General features: G+C 73.6%; 13 protein-coding genes. 8 read left to right on the plus strand and 5 right to left on the minus strand.

The features are described 5' to 3' along the window. Window positions 1–29 precede the first annotated feature (29 nt). From ACR807_RS19700 to ACR807_RS19710, 3 genes are all read right to left on the minus strand, one after another. A complete protein-coding gene (locus ACR807_RS19700) occupies window positions 30–1199 on the minus strand; it encodes an L-histidine N(alpha)-methyltransferase (protein WP_438922812.1) in 1170 nt (389 codons plus the stop codon). Window positions 1200–1352: 153 nt separating this feature from the next. Further along, on the minus strand, window positions 1353–1532 hold the full coding sequence (locus tag ACR807_RS19705) for a hypothetical protein (protein ID WP_438922813.1): 180 nt from the start codon (window positions 1530–1532) through the stop codon (window positions 1353–1355). A 164-nt stretch (window positions 1533–1696) separates the two neighbouring features. Further along, complete coding sequence (locus ACR807_RS19710) at window positions 1697–2086, minus strand: MerR family transcriptional regulator (RefSeq protein WP_438922814.1); 390 nt, start codon at window positions 2084–2086, stop codon at window positions 1697–1699. A gap of 153 nt (window positions 2087–2239) precedes the next feature. On the opposite strand from ACR807_RS19710, the gene ACR807_RS19715 reads away from it, so the two are divergent. Genes ACR807_RS19715 through ACR807_RS19725 form a run of 3 tightly spaced genes read left to right on the plus strand, consistent with a single transcriptional unit; the run spans window position 2240 to window position 5544 of the window. Further along, window positions 2240–3529 (plus strand): hemolysin family protein, encoded by a 1290-nt coding sequence (locus ACR807_RS19715; RefSeq protein ID WP_438922815.1) that lies wholly within the window; start codon window positions 2240–2242, stop codon window positions 3527–3529. Further along, window positions 3526–4566 carry a hemolysin family protein gene (locus ACR807_RS19720; protein ID WP_438922816.1) on the plus strand — a complete coding sequence of 347 codons (1041 nt, stop codon included), beginning with the start codon at window positions 3526–3528 and terminating at the stop codon, window positions 4564–4566. The genes ACR807_RS19715 and ACR807_RS19720 overlap by 4 nt, the downstream gene beginning before the upstream one ends. 24 nt (window positions 4567–4590) lie before the next feature. Continuing rightward, window positions 4591–5544 (plus strand): sporulation protein, encoded by a 954-nt coding sequence (locus ACR807_RS19725; protein WP_438922817.1) that lies wholly within the window; start codon window positions 4591–4593, stop codon window positions 5542–5544. A gap of 175 nt (window positions 5545–5719) precedes the next feature. Here the strand turns inward: ACR807_RS19725 and ACR807_RS19730 are convergent, their stop codons facing one another. Continuing rightward, the gene (locus tag ACR807_RS19730; RefSeq protein WP_438922818.1) at window positions 5720–7942 is read right to left on the minus strand and encodes a PQQ-dependent sugar dehydrogenase; all 2223 of its coding nucleotides are present in this window, start codon (window positions 7940–7942) and stop codon (window positions 5720–5722) included. Window positions 7943–8144: 202 nt separating this feature from the next. Here ACR807_RS19730 and ACR807_RS19735 point away from each other — a divergent pair, with 202 nt between their 5' ends. The 4 genes from ACR807_RS19735 to ACR807_RS19750 all read left to right on the plus strand — a co-directional run bounded on the left by ACR807_RS19735 (window position 8145) and on the right by ACR807_RS19750 (window position 12380). Then, window positions 8145–9176, plus strand: a complete 1032-nt coding sequence (locus tag ACR807_RS19735) for a GDSL-type esterase/lipase family protein (protein ID WP_438922819.1) — start codon at window positions 8145–8147, stop codon at window positions 9174–9176. A gap of 143 nt (window positions 9177–9319) precedes the next feature. Then, window positions 9320–10369 carry a permuted SH3 domain-containing protein gene (locus ACR807_RS19740; RefSeq protein ID WP_438922820.1) on the plus strand — a complete coding sequence of 350 codons (1050 nt, stop codon included), beginning with the start codon at window positions 9320–9322 and terminating at the stop codon, window positions 10367–10369. Next, entirely contained in the window at window positions 10366–11082 is a 717-nt protein-coding gene (locus tag ACR807_RS19745; protein WP_438922821.1) for an ABC transporter ATP-binding protein, read from the plus strand. Before ACR807_RS19740 ends, ACR807_RS19745 begins: the two co-directional genes overlap by 4 nt. Further along, a complete protein-coding gene (locus tag ACR807_RS19750; RefSeq protein ID WP_438922822.1) occupies window positions 11079–12380 on the plus strand; it encodes an ABC transporter permease in 1302 nt (433 codons plus the stop codon). The genes ACR807_RS19745 and ACR807_RS19750 overlap by 4 nt, the downstream gene beginning before the upstream one ends. Before the next feature lie 72 nt (window positions 12381–12452). Here the strand turns inward: ACR807_RS19750 and ACR807_RS19755 are convergent, their stop codons facing one another. Further along, window positions 12453–13115, minus strand: a complete 663-nt coding sequence (locus ACR807_RS19755; RefSeq protein WP_438922823.1) for a DUF4232 domain-containing protein — start codon at window positions 13113–13115, stop codon at window positions 12453–12455. Between the two features lie 336 nt (window positions 13116–13451). Here ACR807_RS19755 and ACR807_RS19760 point away from each other — a divergent pair, with 336 nt between their 5' ends. Continuing rightward, complete coding sequence (locus ACR807_RS19760) at window positions 13452–14264, plus strand: nitroreductase/quinone reductase family protein (protein ID WP_438922824.1); 813 nt, start codon at window positions 13452–13454, stop codon at window positions 14262–14264. Window positions 14265–14277: the final 13 nt, after the last annotated feature.

Below are 14277 nucleotides of genomic sequence, written 5' to 3' on the forward strand. Positions count from 1 at the left end.
CACGGGAGAAGTGGTCGCGGGGGGAGTGGTCACGGTCGGTGCTCCCAGATGTCGCGGGCGCGGCTGTCCCGCGCCGGCTCGGCCGGTTCGTCGGGCCCGCCCGGCGCGAGCAGCAGCAGGTCCATGCCGAACCCCTGCGCCGACCGGGGCACCGGGAAGTCCGAGTGCGTGCCGGTGACCTTGCGCATCCCGGCGGCGCGCACGACCCCGTCCAGCGCCTTCCGCGCGTACTTGCGGGTCAGGTACAGGCGGATGGTGTCCTGGTCCGGGAACGGCACGCGCGTGCGGTCGGGCAGCATCACCATGATGTCGCCGCCCGTCCGGTTCTGGTAGACGACCTTCACCTTCAGCGCCCGGTCGCCCTCGACCGCGCCCCGGAACTGCACCGCGTCCAGGGTGATCGTCAGGTCGGTGTTGTGCATCAACGCGCTGGTGACGAACTCGCGGTAGGCGCGGCTGCGCGCGTACTCCTCGACCGCGTCCTGCGCCAGCTCGTCGGACAGCGCGTCGGTGGTGGCGACCTCCAGCAGGAACAGGTCCTGCGGCCGGACCAGCCCGGTGAGGCTCGCGAGCAGCTCGGCGTCGTGGTCGAAGTTCGCCATCGTGTTGCCCAACAGCGAGTACAGCACGGGCTCGTCGCCGACCACCCGGTGCACGAGGTCGCGGAACTCGGTCAGGTTCCCCGGGATGGAGAAGTCGAGCTGCACCGGCACCACGCGGTGCCCGCGCAGGCGCAGGCCGTGCGTGGCCTGCTGGGTGCCGAGGCGCAGCATCTCCGAGCTCATGTCGACCGGCACGTAGAGCATGTCCGGGTTGTGGTCGAGCAGGTGCTCCAGCACCAGCCGGTCCTTGTGGCCGGTGCCGACGCCGAAGCTCACGTGGTGGAAGCCCGCGCCGATCCGCCCGCGCACCCGGCCCCACCGCCGGGTGAACGAGTCCAGGCTCTGCTTCATCACCAGGTAGAACGGGTCGGCGCAGGCGTGCGCCCAGGCGATCGTGGGCCCGATGCCCCAGTAGGCGTAGCCCGAGGTGATCTGCTTGCCGTCGCCGGTCGTGGACGGCTTGCCGAGCAGGTCGCTGGTCAGCGCCGCCAGCTTGTCCCGCTGGTCCTCGCCGACCAGCACCAGCGACCACGCGAAGTCCGATTCGTCGATGGCCTTGGCGAGGTCGCCGACCAGTCGCCCCTCGCTCGCCGTCACTCGGCCTCCCTCGCGTCGCCCACCGCAGCCTACCGATCACCGCCGGCGGTGGCCGGGAGGCGCGCTGCCGCCGCCGTTCCCGCCTCGCCGGGCCGAAAAAAAGGGGGTCGTAGGCGTTCGCCTACGACCCCGTGGGTGGGAACTCGCCGGGCGTCACCCGCCGACCGGCCTCAGGATGCGGCCGGACGCGGTGAGGTGCTCCCAGGTGCGCCCGCGCTGGCTGGACGGTGCCGAGCCGTCCGCCGTGCACACCGGGTAGACCAGACCGTAGGGGGTTGGTTGGTCGAACTCGTCGCCGCTGACGATGTCGACCAAGTCGCGCACGTGTGCCATCACGACCTCCCGACCAGTGCTGTGTGGGTGCCCATGTCGCGCTCCTCGTCGAACGGAGTGGGGGAGCAACGGATACCCGACCGTCAGGGCGAATATGCTCGAAGCGCTGCGGCAACAGAGTGAATCGTCACGACTTTTCGCCTCCCGGGCGAGATCCGGCCGGCTCAGGTCGCCGGGGGGATCTGGAGGGCCAGCGCGAGGAGCGAGTGGGCCCGCGTGGCGATCGCGGCGAGCAGGCCGTGCAGTTCCGGCGACGCCGCGTCGGCCGCCGCCTGGAGCGCCCTCAGGTCCTCGTCGATGCGCTCCAGGATCGGCGCCACGTCCACCTGGCCCGTCCGCAGCGCGGTGGCGATCTCCTCCAGCGGCACGCCCTGGACCTCCAGGCGCCGCACCAGGTCTATCTTGTCCACATCGGACCGCTCGTACAGGCGGTAGCCGCCCGCGGTGCGCTGCGCGGGGGAGAGCAGGCCCAGGCCCGTGTAGTAGTCGACGGTGCGGATGCTGACCCGCGCGTGGGCCGCCAGCTCGCCGATCCTGAGCAGGGCGCCGGTCACCGCCGCACCCCCTGTCCGCGTCCGCCGTCGCGGCGGCCCCGTCGGGCCACCGGCTCTCGTCGGGCAACCATACAGTGCCACGTGTTAGTGTCGATACATGTCCACAGACGCCGACGGCTGCAGTCACGGGCCGGGCCGGGCCCGGCGGCAGTCGTGTTGATCATCTACGGCCTGCTGGCGATCGTGCTGCTCACCGTCGCCACCGGGTACTTCGTCGCCCAGGAGTTCGCCTACATGGCGGTCGACCGGGGCAAGCTCCAGCGGTTGGCCGAGGGCGGCGACAAGGGCGCGGCCCGCGCGTACGCGGTCACGCAACGCCTGTCGTTCATGCTCTCCGGCGCCCAGTTCGGCATCACCGTCACCGCCCTGCTCGTCGGCTACGTCGCCGAACCGCTGCTCGGCGAAGGGCTCTCGGCCGTGCTCGGCGTCACCGGTCTGCCCGCCGGGGTGGGCGTCCCGCTGTCCATGGCGGTGGCGCTCGTGTTCGCCACGGTCGTGCAGATGGTGCTGGGCGAGCTGTTCCCCAAGAACCTCGCCATCGCCGAACCCGAGGTGCTGGCCGTGCGGCTGGCCTCCTCCACGCTCGTCTACCTGAAGGTGGCGGGCCCGGTGATCCGGCTGTTCGACGCGGCGGCCACCAAGCTGCTGCGCGGCGTCGGCATCGAACCGGTGGAGGAGCTGCCGCAGGGCGCCACGCCCGAGGACCTCAGGCAGATCATCGGCGAGGCGGGCGCGCTCGGCCACCTCGACCCCGAGCTGTCCCGGCTGCTCGACCGCGGCCTCGACTTCCGCGGCCTCGTCGCCGGGCAGGCCATGACGCCCCGCCCCGCCGTGCGCACGATCGCCGCCGGCGAACCGGCCGCGCGCGTCGTCGAACTGCTCGACACCGGGTTCTCGCGGTTCCCGGTCACCGGCGACGGCCTGGACGACCTGCGCGGCGTCGTCGGCCTCGCCGAGGTGCTGACCGTCGAACCCGACAAGCGCGCCGACACCGCCGTGGGCGACGTCGCCTCGCCCGCCCTGGTCGTGCCCGCCACCCTGCCGCTGCCCGCCGTCCTGGAACGGCTGCGCGCCGAACGCCGCCAGCTCGCGTGCGTCGTCGACGAGTTCGGCGGCTTCGCGGGCGTCGTCACGCTGGAGGACCTCGCCGAGGAACTGGTCGGCGAGATCCACGACGAGGACGACGTGGTGCGCGACCAGGTGCGCGGCGAGGACGGCCGCTGGGAGGTGCCCGGCAGGCTGCGCATCGACGAGATCGCCGACGCGACCGGCGTCGAGCTGCCCGAGCACGACTCCTACGACACGCTGTCCGGCCTCCTGCTGCACCGCCTCGGCCGCACCGCCGCCGTGGGCGACGAGGTCGCGTTCGACGGCGTCCGGCTGCGCGTGGTCGCCGTGCAGCGGCACGTGCCCAGCCGCGTCGTCCTGGAGGTGGGGCGATGAGCGCCACGTGGTCCCTGCTCGTGTCCCTGGTGCTGCTCGCGGCGAACGCGTTCTTCGTGGCCGCCGAGTTCGCGCTCATCGCCGCGAAGCGGCACCGGCTGGAGGAGGCCGCCGAGACGAGCCGCGCGGCGCGCGCCGCCGTGGCCGGGGTGCGCGAGCTGTCGCTGATGCTCGCGGGCGCGCAGCTCGGCATCACGCTGTGCACGCTGGGCCTCGGCGCGCTCGCCAAGCCCGCCGTCGCCGACCTGGTCGACCCGCTGCTGCTCGCCGTCGGCCTGCCCGCCGGGCTGTCCTACGCCATCGCGTTCACGATCTCGCTGCTGCTGGTCGTGTTCCTGCACATGGTGGTCGGCGAGATGGCCCCGAAGTCGTGGGCGATCACGCACCCCGAGCGCTCGGCGCTGCTGCTCGCCATCCCGTTCCGGGCGTTCGCGCGGACCGTGCGGGGGCTGCTCAGCCTGCTGAACAGCACGACGAACGCCCTGCTGCGGGCGGTGGGCGTGCAGCCGAAGGACGAGCTGACCCAGGAGCACCGCCCGGACGACGTGCGGATGCTGCTGCGCCAGTCCGCCGAGCACGGCCTCATCCCGGAGGGCCAGCAGCGCCTGCTGACCCGGATGATCCAGCTCCAGCAGACCACCGTCGCGCAGGTCATGGTGCCCATCGGGGAGACCGTGAGCGTCACCGAGCGCGCCGGCGCGCTGGAGGTCGAACAACGCAGCCGGGAGTCCGGCCGCTCGCGGTTCCCCGTCACCGACGGCGCGGGCCGGTTCGTCGGCCTGGTGCACATCCGCGAGGCGGTGCGCGCCACCGCCGCCGGCCGCGACACGCCGGCCCGCGAGCTGATGACCGAGCCGCTCACGCTGTCCGCCGCGCTGCCCGTCGCGGGCGCGGTCACGGCGATGCGCGCCGACCGCGCGCAGCTGGCGCTGGTGGCCGACGAGGACGACCGCGTGGTCGGCATCGCCGCCCTGGAAGACCTCCTCGAAGAGCTGATCGGCGACTTCGAGGACGAGACCGACCAACCACCCCGCTAACCCTTCAGCGAGAGGTCCCCCTCCATGTTCAAGCGGATGCTCAGCGCCTTCGGCGTCGGCGGACCGTCCGTCGACACCGTCCTGGACACCCCGCACGCCCAGCCCGGTCAGGTGATCACCGGGCAGGTGCGCATCCAGGGCGGCAGCGCCGAGGCCAAGATCGACCAGGTCGTGCTGTCGCTCGTGACGCGCGTCGAGGTCGAGCACGGCGACCACGAGTTCGGCGGTGTCTCGGAGTTCCTCCGCGTCCCCGTCGCGCAGGGCGTGCGCGTCGCGCCGAACCAGTCGGTGTCCATCCCGTTCCAGCTCCCCGTGCCGTGGGAGACCCCGATCACCGCCGTCGAGGGGCAGCCGCTGCCCGGCATGACCGTCGGCGTGCGCACCGAGCTGGTGATCTCCGGCGCGCCGGACAAGGGCGACCTGGACCCGGTCCTCGTCGGCCCGCTGCCCTCGCAGGACCGCGTGCTCCAGGCGTTCGGGCAGCTCGGCTTCCAGTTCCGGTCGGCCGACGTGGAGGCCGGGCGCATCCACGGCGTCCACCAGGAGCTGGGTTTCTACCAGGAGATCGAGTTCTTCCCGCCCGCCCAGTTCGCGGGCCGCGTCAACCAGGTCGAGCTGACCTTCGTGACCAGCCCGCACGAGCTGGTCGTGGTGCTGGAGGCCGACAAGCGCGGCGGGGTGTTCTCCTCCGGCGGCGACGTCTTCGGCCGCTTCCACGCCTCCCACCAGGACGCGCTGCACACCGACTGGGCGTCGGTGATCGGCCAGTGGGTCGCCCAGGTGGCCGAACGCGGCGGCCACAACGCGTACGGCCGGCCGGGCTACGCCCACCAGGGCCACCACGGCCACCGCCGGGGCCCCGGCATGGGCGGCGTGGTCGCCGGCGCGGCGGCCGGCGTGGTCGGCGGCATGATCATCGGCGAGGCCCTGGACGACGCCTTCGAAGACGGCGGCGAAGCCTTCGGCTTCGAGGAATAACCCCCACCCGAGAGTCCAACGCTCAGGACCCGAGAGTCCAACGCTCAAGACCCCTGAGTTCTTCACTCGCGAGTAAGAACTCGGGGTCCTGAGCGTAGAACTCAGGGGTCGCGAACGTAGGACTCACGGGGTCTGAGCGTTGGACTCTCGCGGCCTGGGGGTTGGACTCTCGGGGTCAGGTGGTGGGGCGGAGGAGGGTGATGCGGTTCGCGCCCAGCTCCGTCACGTAGAGGTTGCCGGTGGTGGGGTGCTGGACGATGTCCAGCGGCTGGTTGAAGCCCGTCATGCCGGTGGTGCCGGTCGTCCGGTTCGACAGCACGCCGTTCGCGGCCACGTCGAAGTACTGGACGTCCTGCCCGGACGAGTAGCGCACCATCAGCAGCTTGCCGTCGAGCCGTCCGCCGAACGCGCCGCCCCGGTACTCGACCACCCCGTTCGGCGACGCGTGCAGCCCCGCGTCGTAGGTGCCCGCGAGGTCGAAGTTCCGGTCCGGCAGCGTGCCCACCGGGTACGCGGACGTCTGGAACGGGTCGGTCCCGGACGTCGGGTTGCCGCCCGCCAGCACCCACTCGCAGCGCACCGGCGCGGGGTGCCCGTAGTACTTCCCCGGCTTCACGTCGAACACGTAGTCGGTCTCGGACTGCGGGTTGTTCACCACCGCCGGCACCGCCGGACCGGTGTACGGCCCGTCGCGCCGGGACGCGCACGCCGCCGGCAGCGGTGACGGCGTGGCCGGCGCGTTGCCGCCCGCCGCCGAACCGTTCGTCGGCACGTACAGGTGCCCGTTGCGGTGCCACACCAGGTCGTAGGCGTTGCGCACGCCGGTCGCGTGGATCGTCACCGGCGCGTCGGCCGCGTACGGGTCGTACGAACCACCGGCCTCGGTGCGCACGTTCACCGGCAGCGCCGCGGGCAGCCGCGCCGGGTGGAGCTTGAGCACGGCGGCGCTGAGCAGGTGCTCCGCCCGGCCGCCCCACGTCGTGTCGGGCGCGCCCATCGCGTTCATCGAGCCCTGCACCAGGTAGAGCCCGCCGTCCGGCCCGAACGCGAGCGAGTTCGACTCGTGGTCCTTGATCGACCGCGGCAGGTCGGTCACGACCTCGGTGTACGTCCCCAGGTCCGGACCGCTGAGCCGGGCGACCTTGCCGGACCAGTCCGGCGCGTTGGACGTGCCGCCGAAGTTGTCCGTCACCCACAGCACCGGCGCCGCGGCGGTGGACGCCGGGTCGAACGCCAGGCCGATCACGGTCCGGTTCGGCGCGCCGGGCAGCCCGGCGGCGGTGGCGTGCGCCCGCACGGTCTCGATCACCGTCGCGGCGCCCAGGGTGCCGTCGGCGTTGACCGGGAAGCGGCGGAGCTGACCGGTGAACGTGGCCGCGTACAGCCGCCCGTCCGGCCCGAACGCCACGCTGGTGAACGGCGCGCCGGTGGCCACCCCGAACACCTGCTGGAACGCGATCGCCCCACCACCCCCGCCGGTGCCGGTGGTGAACACCGACGAGAACGGCCGGAAGGCGTTGCCCGCCACGTCCCGCACGCCCGAGGTCACCGAGAACCGGTAGGGCGTGGACGCGGCGAGCGGCGCCAGCGGCGACAGGTTGACCACGTCCCCGCCGCCGCTGGTGATCACGTTCGCCGCCACGGCCGCGCCGTCGGGCACCCGGGTCAGCCGCACCGAGGTCGACGACAGCGTCGCCGGGTCCACCGCGCCCGCGGGCAGCCGCAGGTCGGCCACCACCGACGTGGTCGGGTCCACCGCGGTCGCCAGGTTCGCGGGCGTCGCGGCGCGCACCGACGGCGGACCGTCCGGCAGCCCGTCCACGTCGACGTAGTTGACCTTCGTGTTGGTCCCCGAGCGCGGCGACAGGGTCAGCCGGCCGTCGGTCACGGTGACCACGCGGGTCGCGGTGGCGTGCTTCGCGGTCGACGTGGGCTTGAACGCGGCGACGGCGTTCTGGTCCTCGACGTTGAGCCAGTGCGTGCTGTCGGTGGCGGTGCCCGCGTCGCCGACGGCGACCGTGACGGTGTAGGAGCCGCTGGGCACGGCGATCTCCCAGCTGCCCGGCGTCGGCACGCCCGGCGAGGTCGCCGGGAGCTGGGCGTGCACGAGCGTCGCCAGGCGCGGGTCGCCGGTGCCGCCGCGGTCGCGGCCGTTGCCGACGAGCGACAGCGGGGTGGTGGTGCCGAGCGAGACCCAGCCGAACACCTGGCCGTTCGGCCGGGTGCCGTACGGCTCGCCGAAGTCCCGGGCGTAGCCGGTGGCGGGCGCGGTGGCCTGGTCGGAGAAGTCGATGCGCGCGGTGAACGCGGCGGCGTGCGCGAGTCCGGCGGACTGCGGTGCGGCCAGTGCCGCGGCGGCTAAGGCGGTGGCTGAGGCGGTGGCGGTGAGCACTCGCATGGTGGTCCCCTCACGGCGGCGGAGGAGGCGAGCCTCGCAGACCGGCCCCGGGGGGCAACCGCCGAAGGGCGGCACACCGGCGGGCCGTCCTGCGGAGCACCGAAGGGCCGGCGGAACCAGCCGATCGGCTTGTTGTCGCCGTGTGAACGCGCCTTTACGGTCGGTTGACGTCCTGCCGCCGAACGCCCTGTGGAGGTCCGCGGTGTCGAGGAAACGAGTCTGCGCCGCCGTCGGCGCCCTGCTGCTGGCCGGCGCCGCGCTGGCCACCACCCCCGTCGCGGCCGGCGCGGCGGACGACCGGCCCACCGCCGTGGTGTCGCTCGGCGACAGCGCCATGTCCGGCGAGGGCGCGGGGTCCTACGAGGCCGGCACCGAGGGCCAGAACGGCAACTGGTGCCACCGCTCCACGCAGGCCATGGTCCACCGGACGCAGCTCGCCTCGCGGACGTTCAACCTCGCCTGCTCCGGCGCGGACTCGGCGAACGTGTCGCTGGCCGACACCGTGCACTACACCGAGGGCTCCCAGGCGCGGCGGCTGATCGACATCGCCCGCCAGTTCCGCGTGACCACCGTCGTCGTGCAGGTCGGCGCGAACGACGACGTGCGGTTCGCCGACACCATGGTCGACTGCGTCGCCGCGTGGGTGAACCCGTTCGGCCCGAGCTGCCGCTCCGCGCTGGAGCGCGAGTGGCCCGGCCGGCTCGCCGCGATGGCCCCGAAGGTCGAGAACGCGCTGCGCGACGTGCGCACCGCCATGACCACCGCCGGGTACGCGGACTCCTCGTACGACCTGGTCCTCACCTCGTACGCCTCCCCGGTGACCGAGAAGATGGACAAGCTCCTGCACGGCCCGCAGGGCTGCCCGCTGCGGCTGGCCGACGCCCAGTACGGCCGCACGGTCGCCGTGCCGCAGTTCACCGAGGCGCTGCGCGGCGTGGCGACGCGCTCGGGCGTGAAGTTCCTCGACTTCTCCCGCGCCACCGAGAACCGCGAGGCGTGCAGCAAGGGCGCCACCACCAGCGGCGAGTGGCAGCGGCGGCTGACCGTCGACCCGTACGCGCTCGTCACCGGCGGCCTCGACGCCATCGGCATCCACCTCGCCCAGCAGTCGTTCCACCCGAACGCCGCCGCGCACGCCCAGCTCGGCCGCTGCATCACCGAGTTCGTCACCTCGGGCGCCTCCTCGGCGCGCTGCCTGGAGGGGGCGGACGGCAACCTGCACGCCATCGCCTGATCCACCCCCGACCAGCGGGAACCGCTTTCACCCCACCGGGCGTGGAAGCGGTTTCCGCTTTTCGTGCAACCCCGTCCGGTGCGTGGGCGTCCTGTGGGTAAGTTGGCCGGACCGGATTGTGGGGATCTGCTTTGGGGGAACCGGTGTCTCACGAGAACGCACTCGCCCGCCCGGGCCGGCCGGCGGCGGCGGTGCTGACCGCCGTGCTGGCCGTCGTCGCGCCGGTCGCCACCGCCTGCACGTCGACCGGGGGCGAGCCGCTCGACCCGGGCCTCGCGCCGCGCGGCACCGTGCAGACCACGGCCAAGCCGACCAGGCAGGACCTGTCGAACGAGATCGGCCTGACCGGCAAGGTCACCATGAACCCGGTCTTCGGCATCGTGTCGCCGGTCGCGGGGCAGGTGCGCTACCTGACCCTGCCCGAGGCGACCGGCACGCCGACCAGGCCGACCCGGTTCGCCACCGTGTGGGTCGACGGCAAGCCCACCAACGTGGAGGTGCCCGCCGGGGCGGTGTTCGGCGGCCGGCTCGTCGATGACCGGGCCGCGGTGACCGCCGGGATGCCGATCGCGTCGGCCAAGCACGGCGGCTACGGCATCGTCGCCGAGATCAGCGGCGAGCAGGCGTACCAGATCGCCGACGCCGCGCAGGGCACCGTGCAGGCGCAGATCAAGAACGGCCCGGGGCCGTTCGCGTGCGCGCTGCTCGGCACGATCGCCGCGCTGCCCGCCGGCACCGTGCCCGTCGAGCCGCCCGCCCCGGAGCAGCCGGGGACGCCGCCGACGGGGGCCGCCGCGCCCCCGCCGCCGCCGCAGCGGGAGGAGCCGGTCGACTCGCCGTCGTCCGACCCCACCGGCCTGCGGCTGGTGTGCACCGCGCCCGCCGACGTGAAGCTCATCAACGGCGCCGCCGCCACCCTCGAACTCGTCACCGCCACCTCGCCGAACGCGCTCGTCGTGCCGGTCGAGGCCGTCGCGGGCGGCCAGGGCAAGGGCAAGGTCGACGTGGTCGGCGCGGACGGCGCGCGGGAGACCAGGGACGTCGAGCTGGGGCTGACCGACGGCAAGGTCGTGGAGGTCAGGTCCGGCCTGACCGGCGACGAGACGCTGGCCGTGCCCGGCCCGAGCCTGCCGCCGGTCGACGCCGGGCAGGACGGGCCGGAGCGGGGCGGCTCCGGGGCGGGTGGCGCGTGAGCACCGAAGCCGTCCCGCTGATCAGGCTCACCGGCCTGACGAAGACGCTGAAGGGCCAGGAGGAGCCGCGCTCCATCCTGGCGGGCGTCGACCTGACCGTGCGCGCGGGCGACAGCGTCGCCATCCTCGGCCGCTCCGGCTCCGGCAAGAGCACGCTGCTCAGCCTGATCGGCCTGTTCGACCGGGCCGACGGCGGCCAGTACCTGCTGGGGGAGCGGGACATCACCCGCCTGCCCGAGCGCAAGGCCGCCGCGCTGCGCAGCGCCGAGTTCGGCTTCGTGTTCCAGCGCTTCTTCCTGCTCAAGCACCTGACGGCGGCGCAGAACGTCGCCATGGCCCTGGTCAACGGCCAGGGCTGGCTGCCGCGCCGCAAGCGCAAGGCGAAGGTGATGGCCGCCCTGGAGCGCGTCGGCATCGCGCACCTGGCCAAGCAGAAGCCGCCCCGGCTGTCCGGCGGCGAGCAGCAGCGCGTCGCCATCGCGCGGGCGCTGGTGCGCGAACCGCGCGTGCTGCTCGCCGACGAGCCGACCGGCGCCCTGGACACCGACACCGGCAACCTCGTGGTGGAGGTGCTGCGCTCGGCCACCGAGCAGGGGTGCGGGCTGGTGCTCGTGACGCACGACCACGACCACGCGGCCAAGATGGGCCGAGTGTTCCACCTGTCCGACGGCCTGCTGCACGAGGGCTCGGCCGCGGCGCGGGTGGTCGTGTGAGCGGGCTGTCCGGGCGGCTGCGGTCGGCGGTCGTCATCGGCGGGCAGGGGATCAGGGCCCGCAAGCTGCGCACGTTCCTGTCCATGGTCAGCCTGTTCCTCGGCGTGCTCGCGGTCGTGCTGGTGCAGGCGGGCGCGGAGATCGCCAACCGGGCGCTGCTCGCCGACCTGGAGCTGTCCGTGGCCAAGGACGGCACCCGGCAGGTGTACCTGCCGCCGGAGGGGCAGACCGTGCCCGTGGCGCTGGAGGTGCTGCGCGGCCGGACCGACGCGGTGGCGCTGACCAGCGTGCAGGCGTTCATCGGCGAACCCGGCGTGAAGCCCCTCAACGAGGGCGGCGGGCCGATCGACCAACCCGGCTACAGCGGGACGCGCACCTGCGACGCGTCGGGCTGCTACATCGTCGAAGAGGCCGAGGGCGACCCGCCCGGCCAGGCCGTCGAGCTGGAACTGGTGGGGCTGACCGGGGACGTCCGCCAGTTCCGGCCCTTCCGCACCGTGGGCGGCGACTGGCTGCACTTCGGCGGGGAACCGTCGCTCGCGCCCCGGCTCGTGTTGAACGAGGCCGCGGCGGAGGCGTTCACCCGCCACCGCGTGCCCGCCGAGATGCGCGTGGAGGGCGCCGCGCACAACCCGACGCCGGTGTTCAGCGGTGTCGTGGCGGACGGCAACGACCGGCCCGTGGCGTACGTCCGGTCCGACGAGCTGCTGAACTGGATGCCCGTCGACAGCGTCAAGGAGGGCCGCTTCGGGCCCGGCCTCCAGGTGCTGGTCTCGCCCACGGCCCCCGAGGTGGAGCACGTGCTGACGGCGAGGCTGACGGCCGCGGGCACGCCGGCGGACCACATCCAGGTGCAGACGATCGAGGTGCGGGACCGGATGTCCGCTGAGCTGGCGCTGATGCGCTGGATCTTCCTGGGCATGGCGGCGCTGGTGCTGCTGATCGGCGTGGCGGGCATCCTCAACGTGGGCCTGGCGACCGTGGGCGAACGGGTCGAGGAGTTCGCGCTGCGCCGGGCCGTCGGCACGCCCCGGCTGCTGCTGGCCGGGATCGTGCTGGCGGAGACCCTGCTGACGGGCCTGCTGACGGCGGCGCTGGCCATCGGGGCGGGCGTGCTCGGGCTGGAGGTGGCCCTGGCCCTGTTCGGCTCGCGGACCCCGTCGCTGGAGGGCGTCGAGTTCCCGTGGCAGGCGGGCATGGCGGGCGTGGTGGCCGGGCTGGTCGCGGGCGTGCTGGGCGGGTTGGTCCCCGCGCTGCGGGCGGCCCGCATCCCGATCGCGACGGTGATGCGGGCCTGACACCCCCGGCCCCGGGGCCTGAACCCCGGCCCGGGGGCTGACCCTCCCGGCCCGGGGTCAGCCAGGCCGGGGTCAGCCGGGTGTCACGGCCTGCCACGGCGCGACGCCCAGCCGGCCCGTGCTGCCGAGGTCGATGGTGGTCGGCCCGTCCTCGCCGACGAGGGCGAAGACCTCCGGGGCGATGTCCGAGGCCGCGACGATGCGCAGGTGCGTGCCGACCGCGGGCGGTGCGGTGAGGTCGTCGTACTTGTTGCGCCACAGCACGCTCGTGGTCGCGTACTCGCCCGGGTGGATGGTCACCGGCTGGGGCGCGCGGTCGAAGGACTCGACGCTGGAGATGCCGAACGAGCCCCGGCCGACCACCACCGGCAGCACGGCGCGGTCCTCGTCGAGCACCTCGATCACCGGGTAGCCGTCCAGGGTCAGCGGTTGCGTGCCGCAGTTGGTGGCCCGGATGCCGAGCACGCGCAGGCCCATGGCGGCGTCCTGCGTCCCCAACGAGTAGCGCAGCAGGCCGCCGGTGCACGGCGCGGCCCCGGCGTCGACCCGCTCCGCCCCTGAGGGGGCGGTGCCGGGCAGGGCGTCGGCGGACGGGGCAGTGCCGGGCAGGGTGGTGGTGGGCTGGGTGGTGCCCGGGGCCGGCGTCGAGGGCGGCACGGAAGCGGGGATCTCGGGCGGCGGCGTGGTGCAGGCGGTCAACACCAGCAGCAGCGCGGCGACAATGATGCGGGGCACGGTTCGATGGTGGCACAGCAATGGGTGTTGCCGCGCCGCGCATTTCCGGGATAGGCTTCTCCCGTGACTGCCGGGTCGGCCTTGAGCCATCAGCGAGAGAGTCACCCGGCCGCCGAGTGAGCGCCGGGTGGGCCCGCGGCCCGCCCCCCTTCTCCGGGTTTTCCACGTTGTCGCACGTCAACGTGATGTACCCGGCTTTTCGCAGCTCCACCTCCTCGCACCACCGCGGGCCCAGTGCTGCCCGCGCACCTTCACACGACCTCCACGGAAAATCGCGGGAACATTCACCCGCGGTTCTGCCGTCATGCCCGGAAAACGCCTCAGGAGAGCGATCGAATGGATTTCAACCAACAGGTGATCGACGAGTTCCGCGCGAACGCGGGCCGCGTGGGCGGGCCTTTCGAAGGCGGCAGGCTCGTCCTGCTCACCACCACGGGCGCGCGCACCGGTGCCCGCCGCACGACGCCCGTGGGCTACCTGCCCGACGGCGACCGCATCCTCGTCATCGCCTCGGCGGGCGGGTCGCCGCGCCACCCCGACTGGTTCCACAACCTGCGCGCCAACCCCGTCGTGCAGGTGGAGGACGGGGTGTTCACCTACGACGCGAAGGCCACCGTCCTGGAGGGCGCGGAGCGCGACGCGATCTGGGCCCGCGCGGTCGAGGCGGACGAGGGGTGGGCGCGGTACCAGGAGCAGACGAGCCGGGTCATCCCGGTCGTGGCGCTGGAGCAGGTGGCCGGCGGCCCGCCGAACGCGTCGAGTATGGGGGAGGCCCTGCGGCTGCTGCACGACGCGTTCCGGCGCGAGCTGCGCACGATCCGCCGCGAGGTGGCCGGGAGCGGCGGCACGCTGGGCGCGCAGCTGAAGGTCAACTGCCTGACCGCGTGCCAGGGCCTGAAGTTCCACCACACCGCGGAGGACACGGGCGTGTTCCCGTCGCTGGAGCAGCGCTTCCCGGAGCTGGACCCCGTCCTCGCCCGGCTGCGCGAGGAGCACGAGCGCCTGGCGGTGCTGCTGGCCGAGTTGCAGGCGACGCTGGAGCGCGGCGACGTGGCGACCCTGCGCGAGGACGTCGACCGGCTGGTGGCCGACCTGGAGGCGCACCTCGACTACGAGGAGGAGCAGCTGATCCCGTTCCTCGACGCCTGAGCACGTCTCGCCG

Origin of the sequence: Saccharothrix sabaoui (assembly GCF_051756985.1) — a bacterium.
In the GTDB taxonomy this organism is placed as follows: Bacteria; Actinomycetota; Actinomycetes; order Mycobacteriales; family Pseudonocardiaceae; genus Actinosynnema.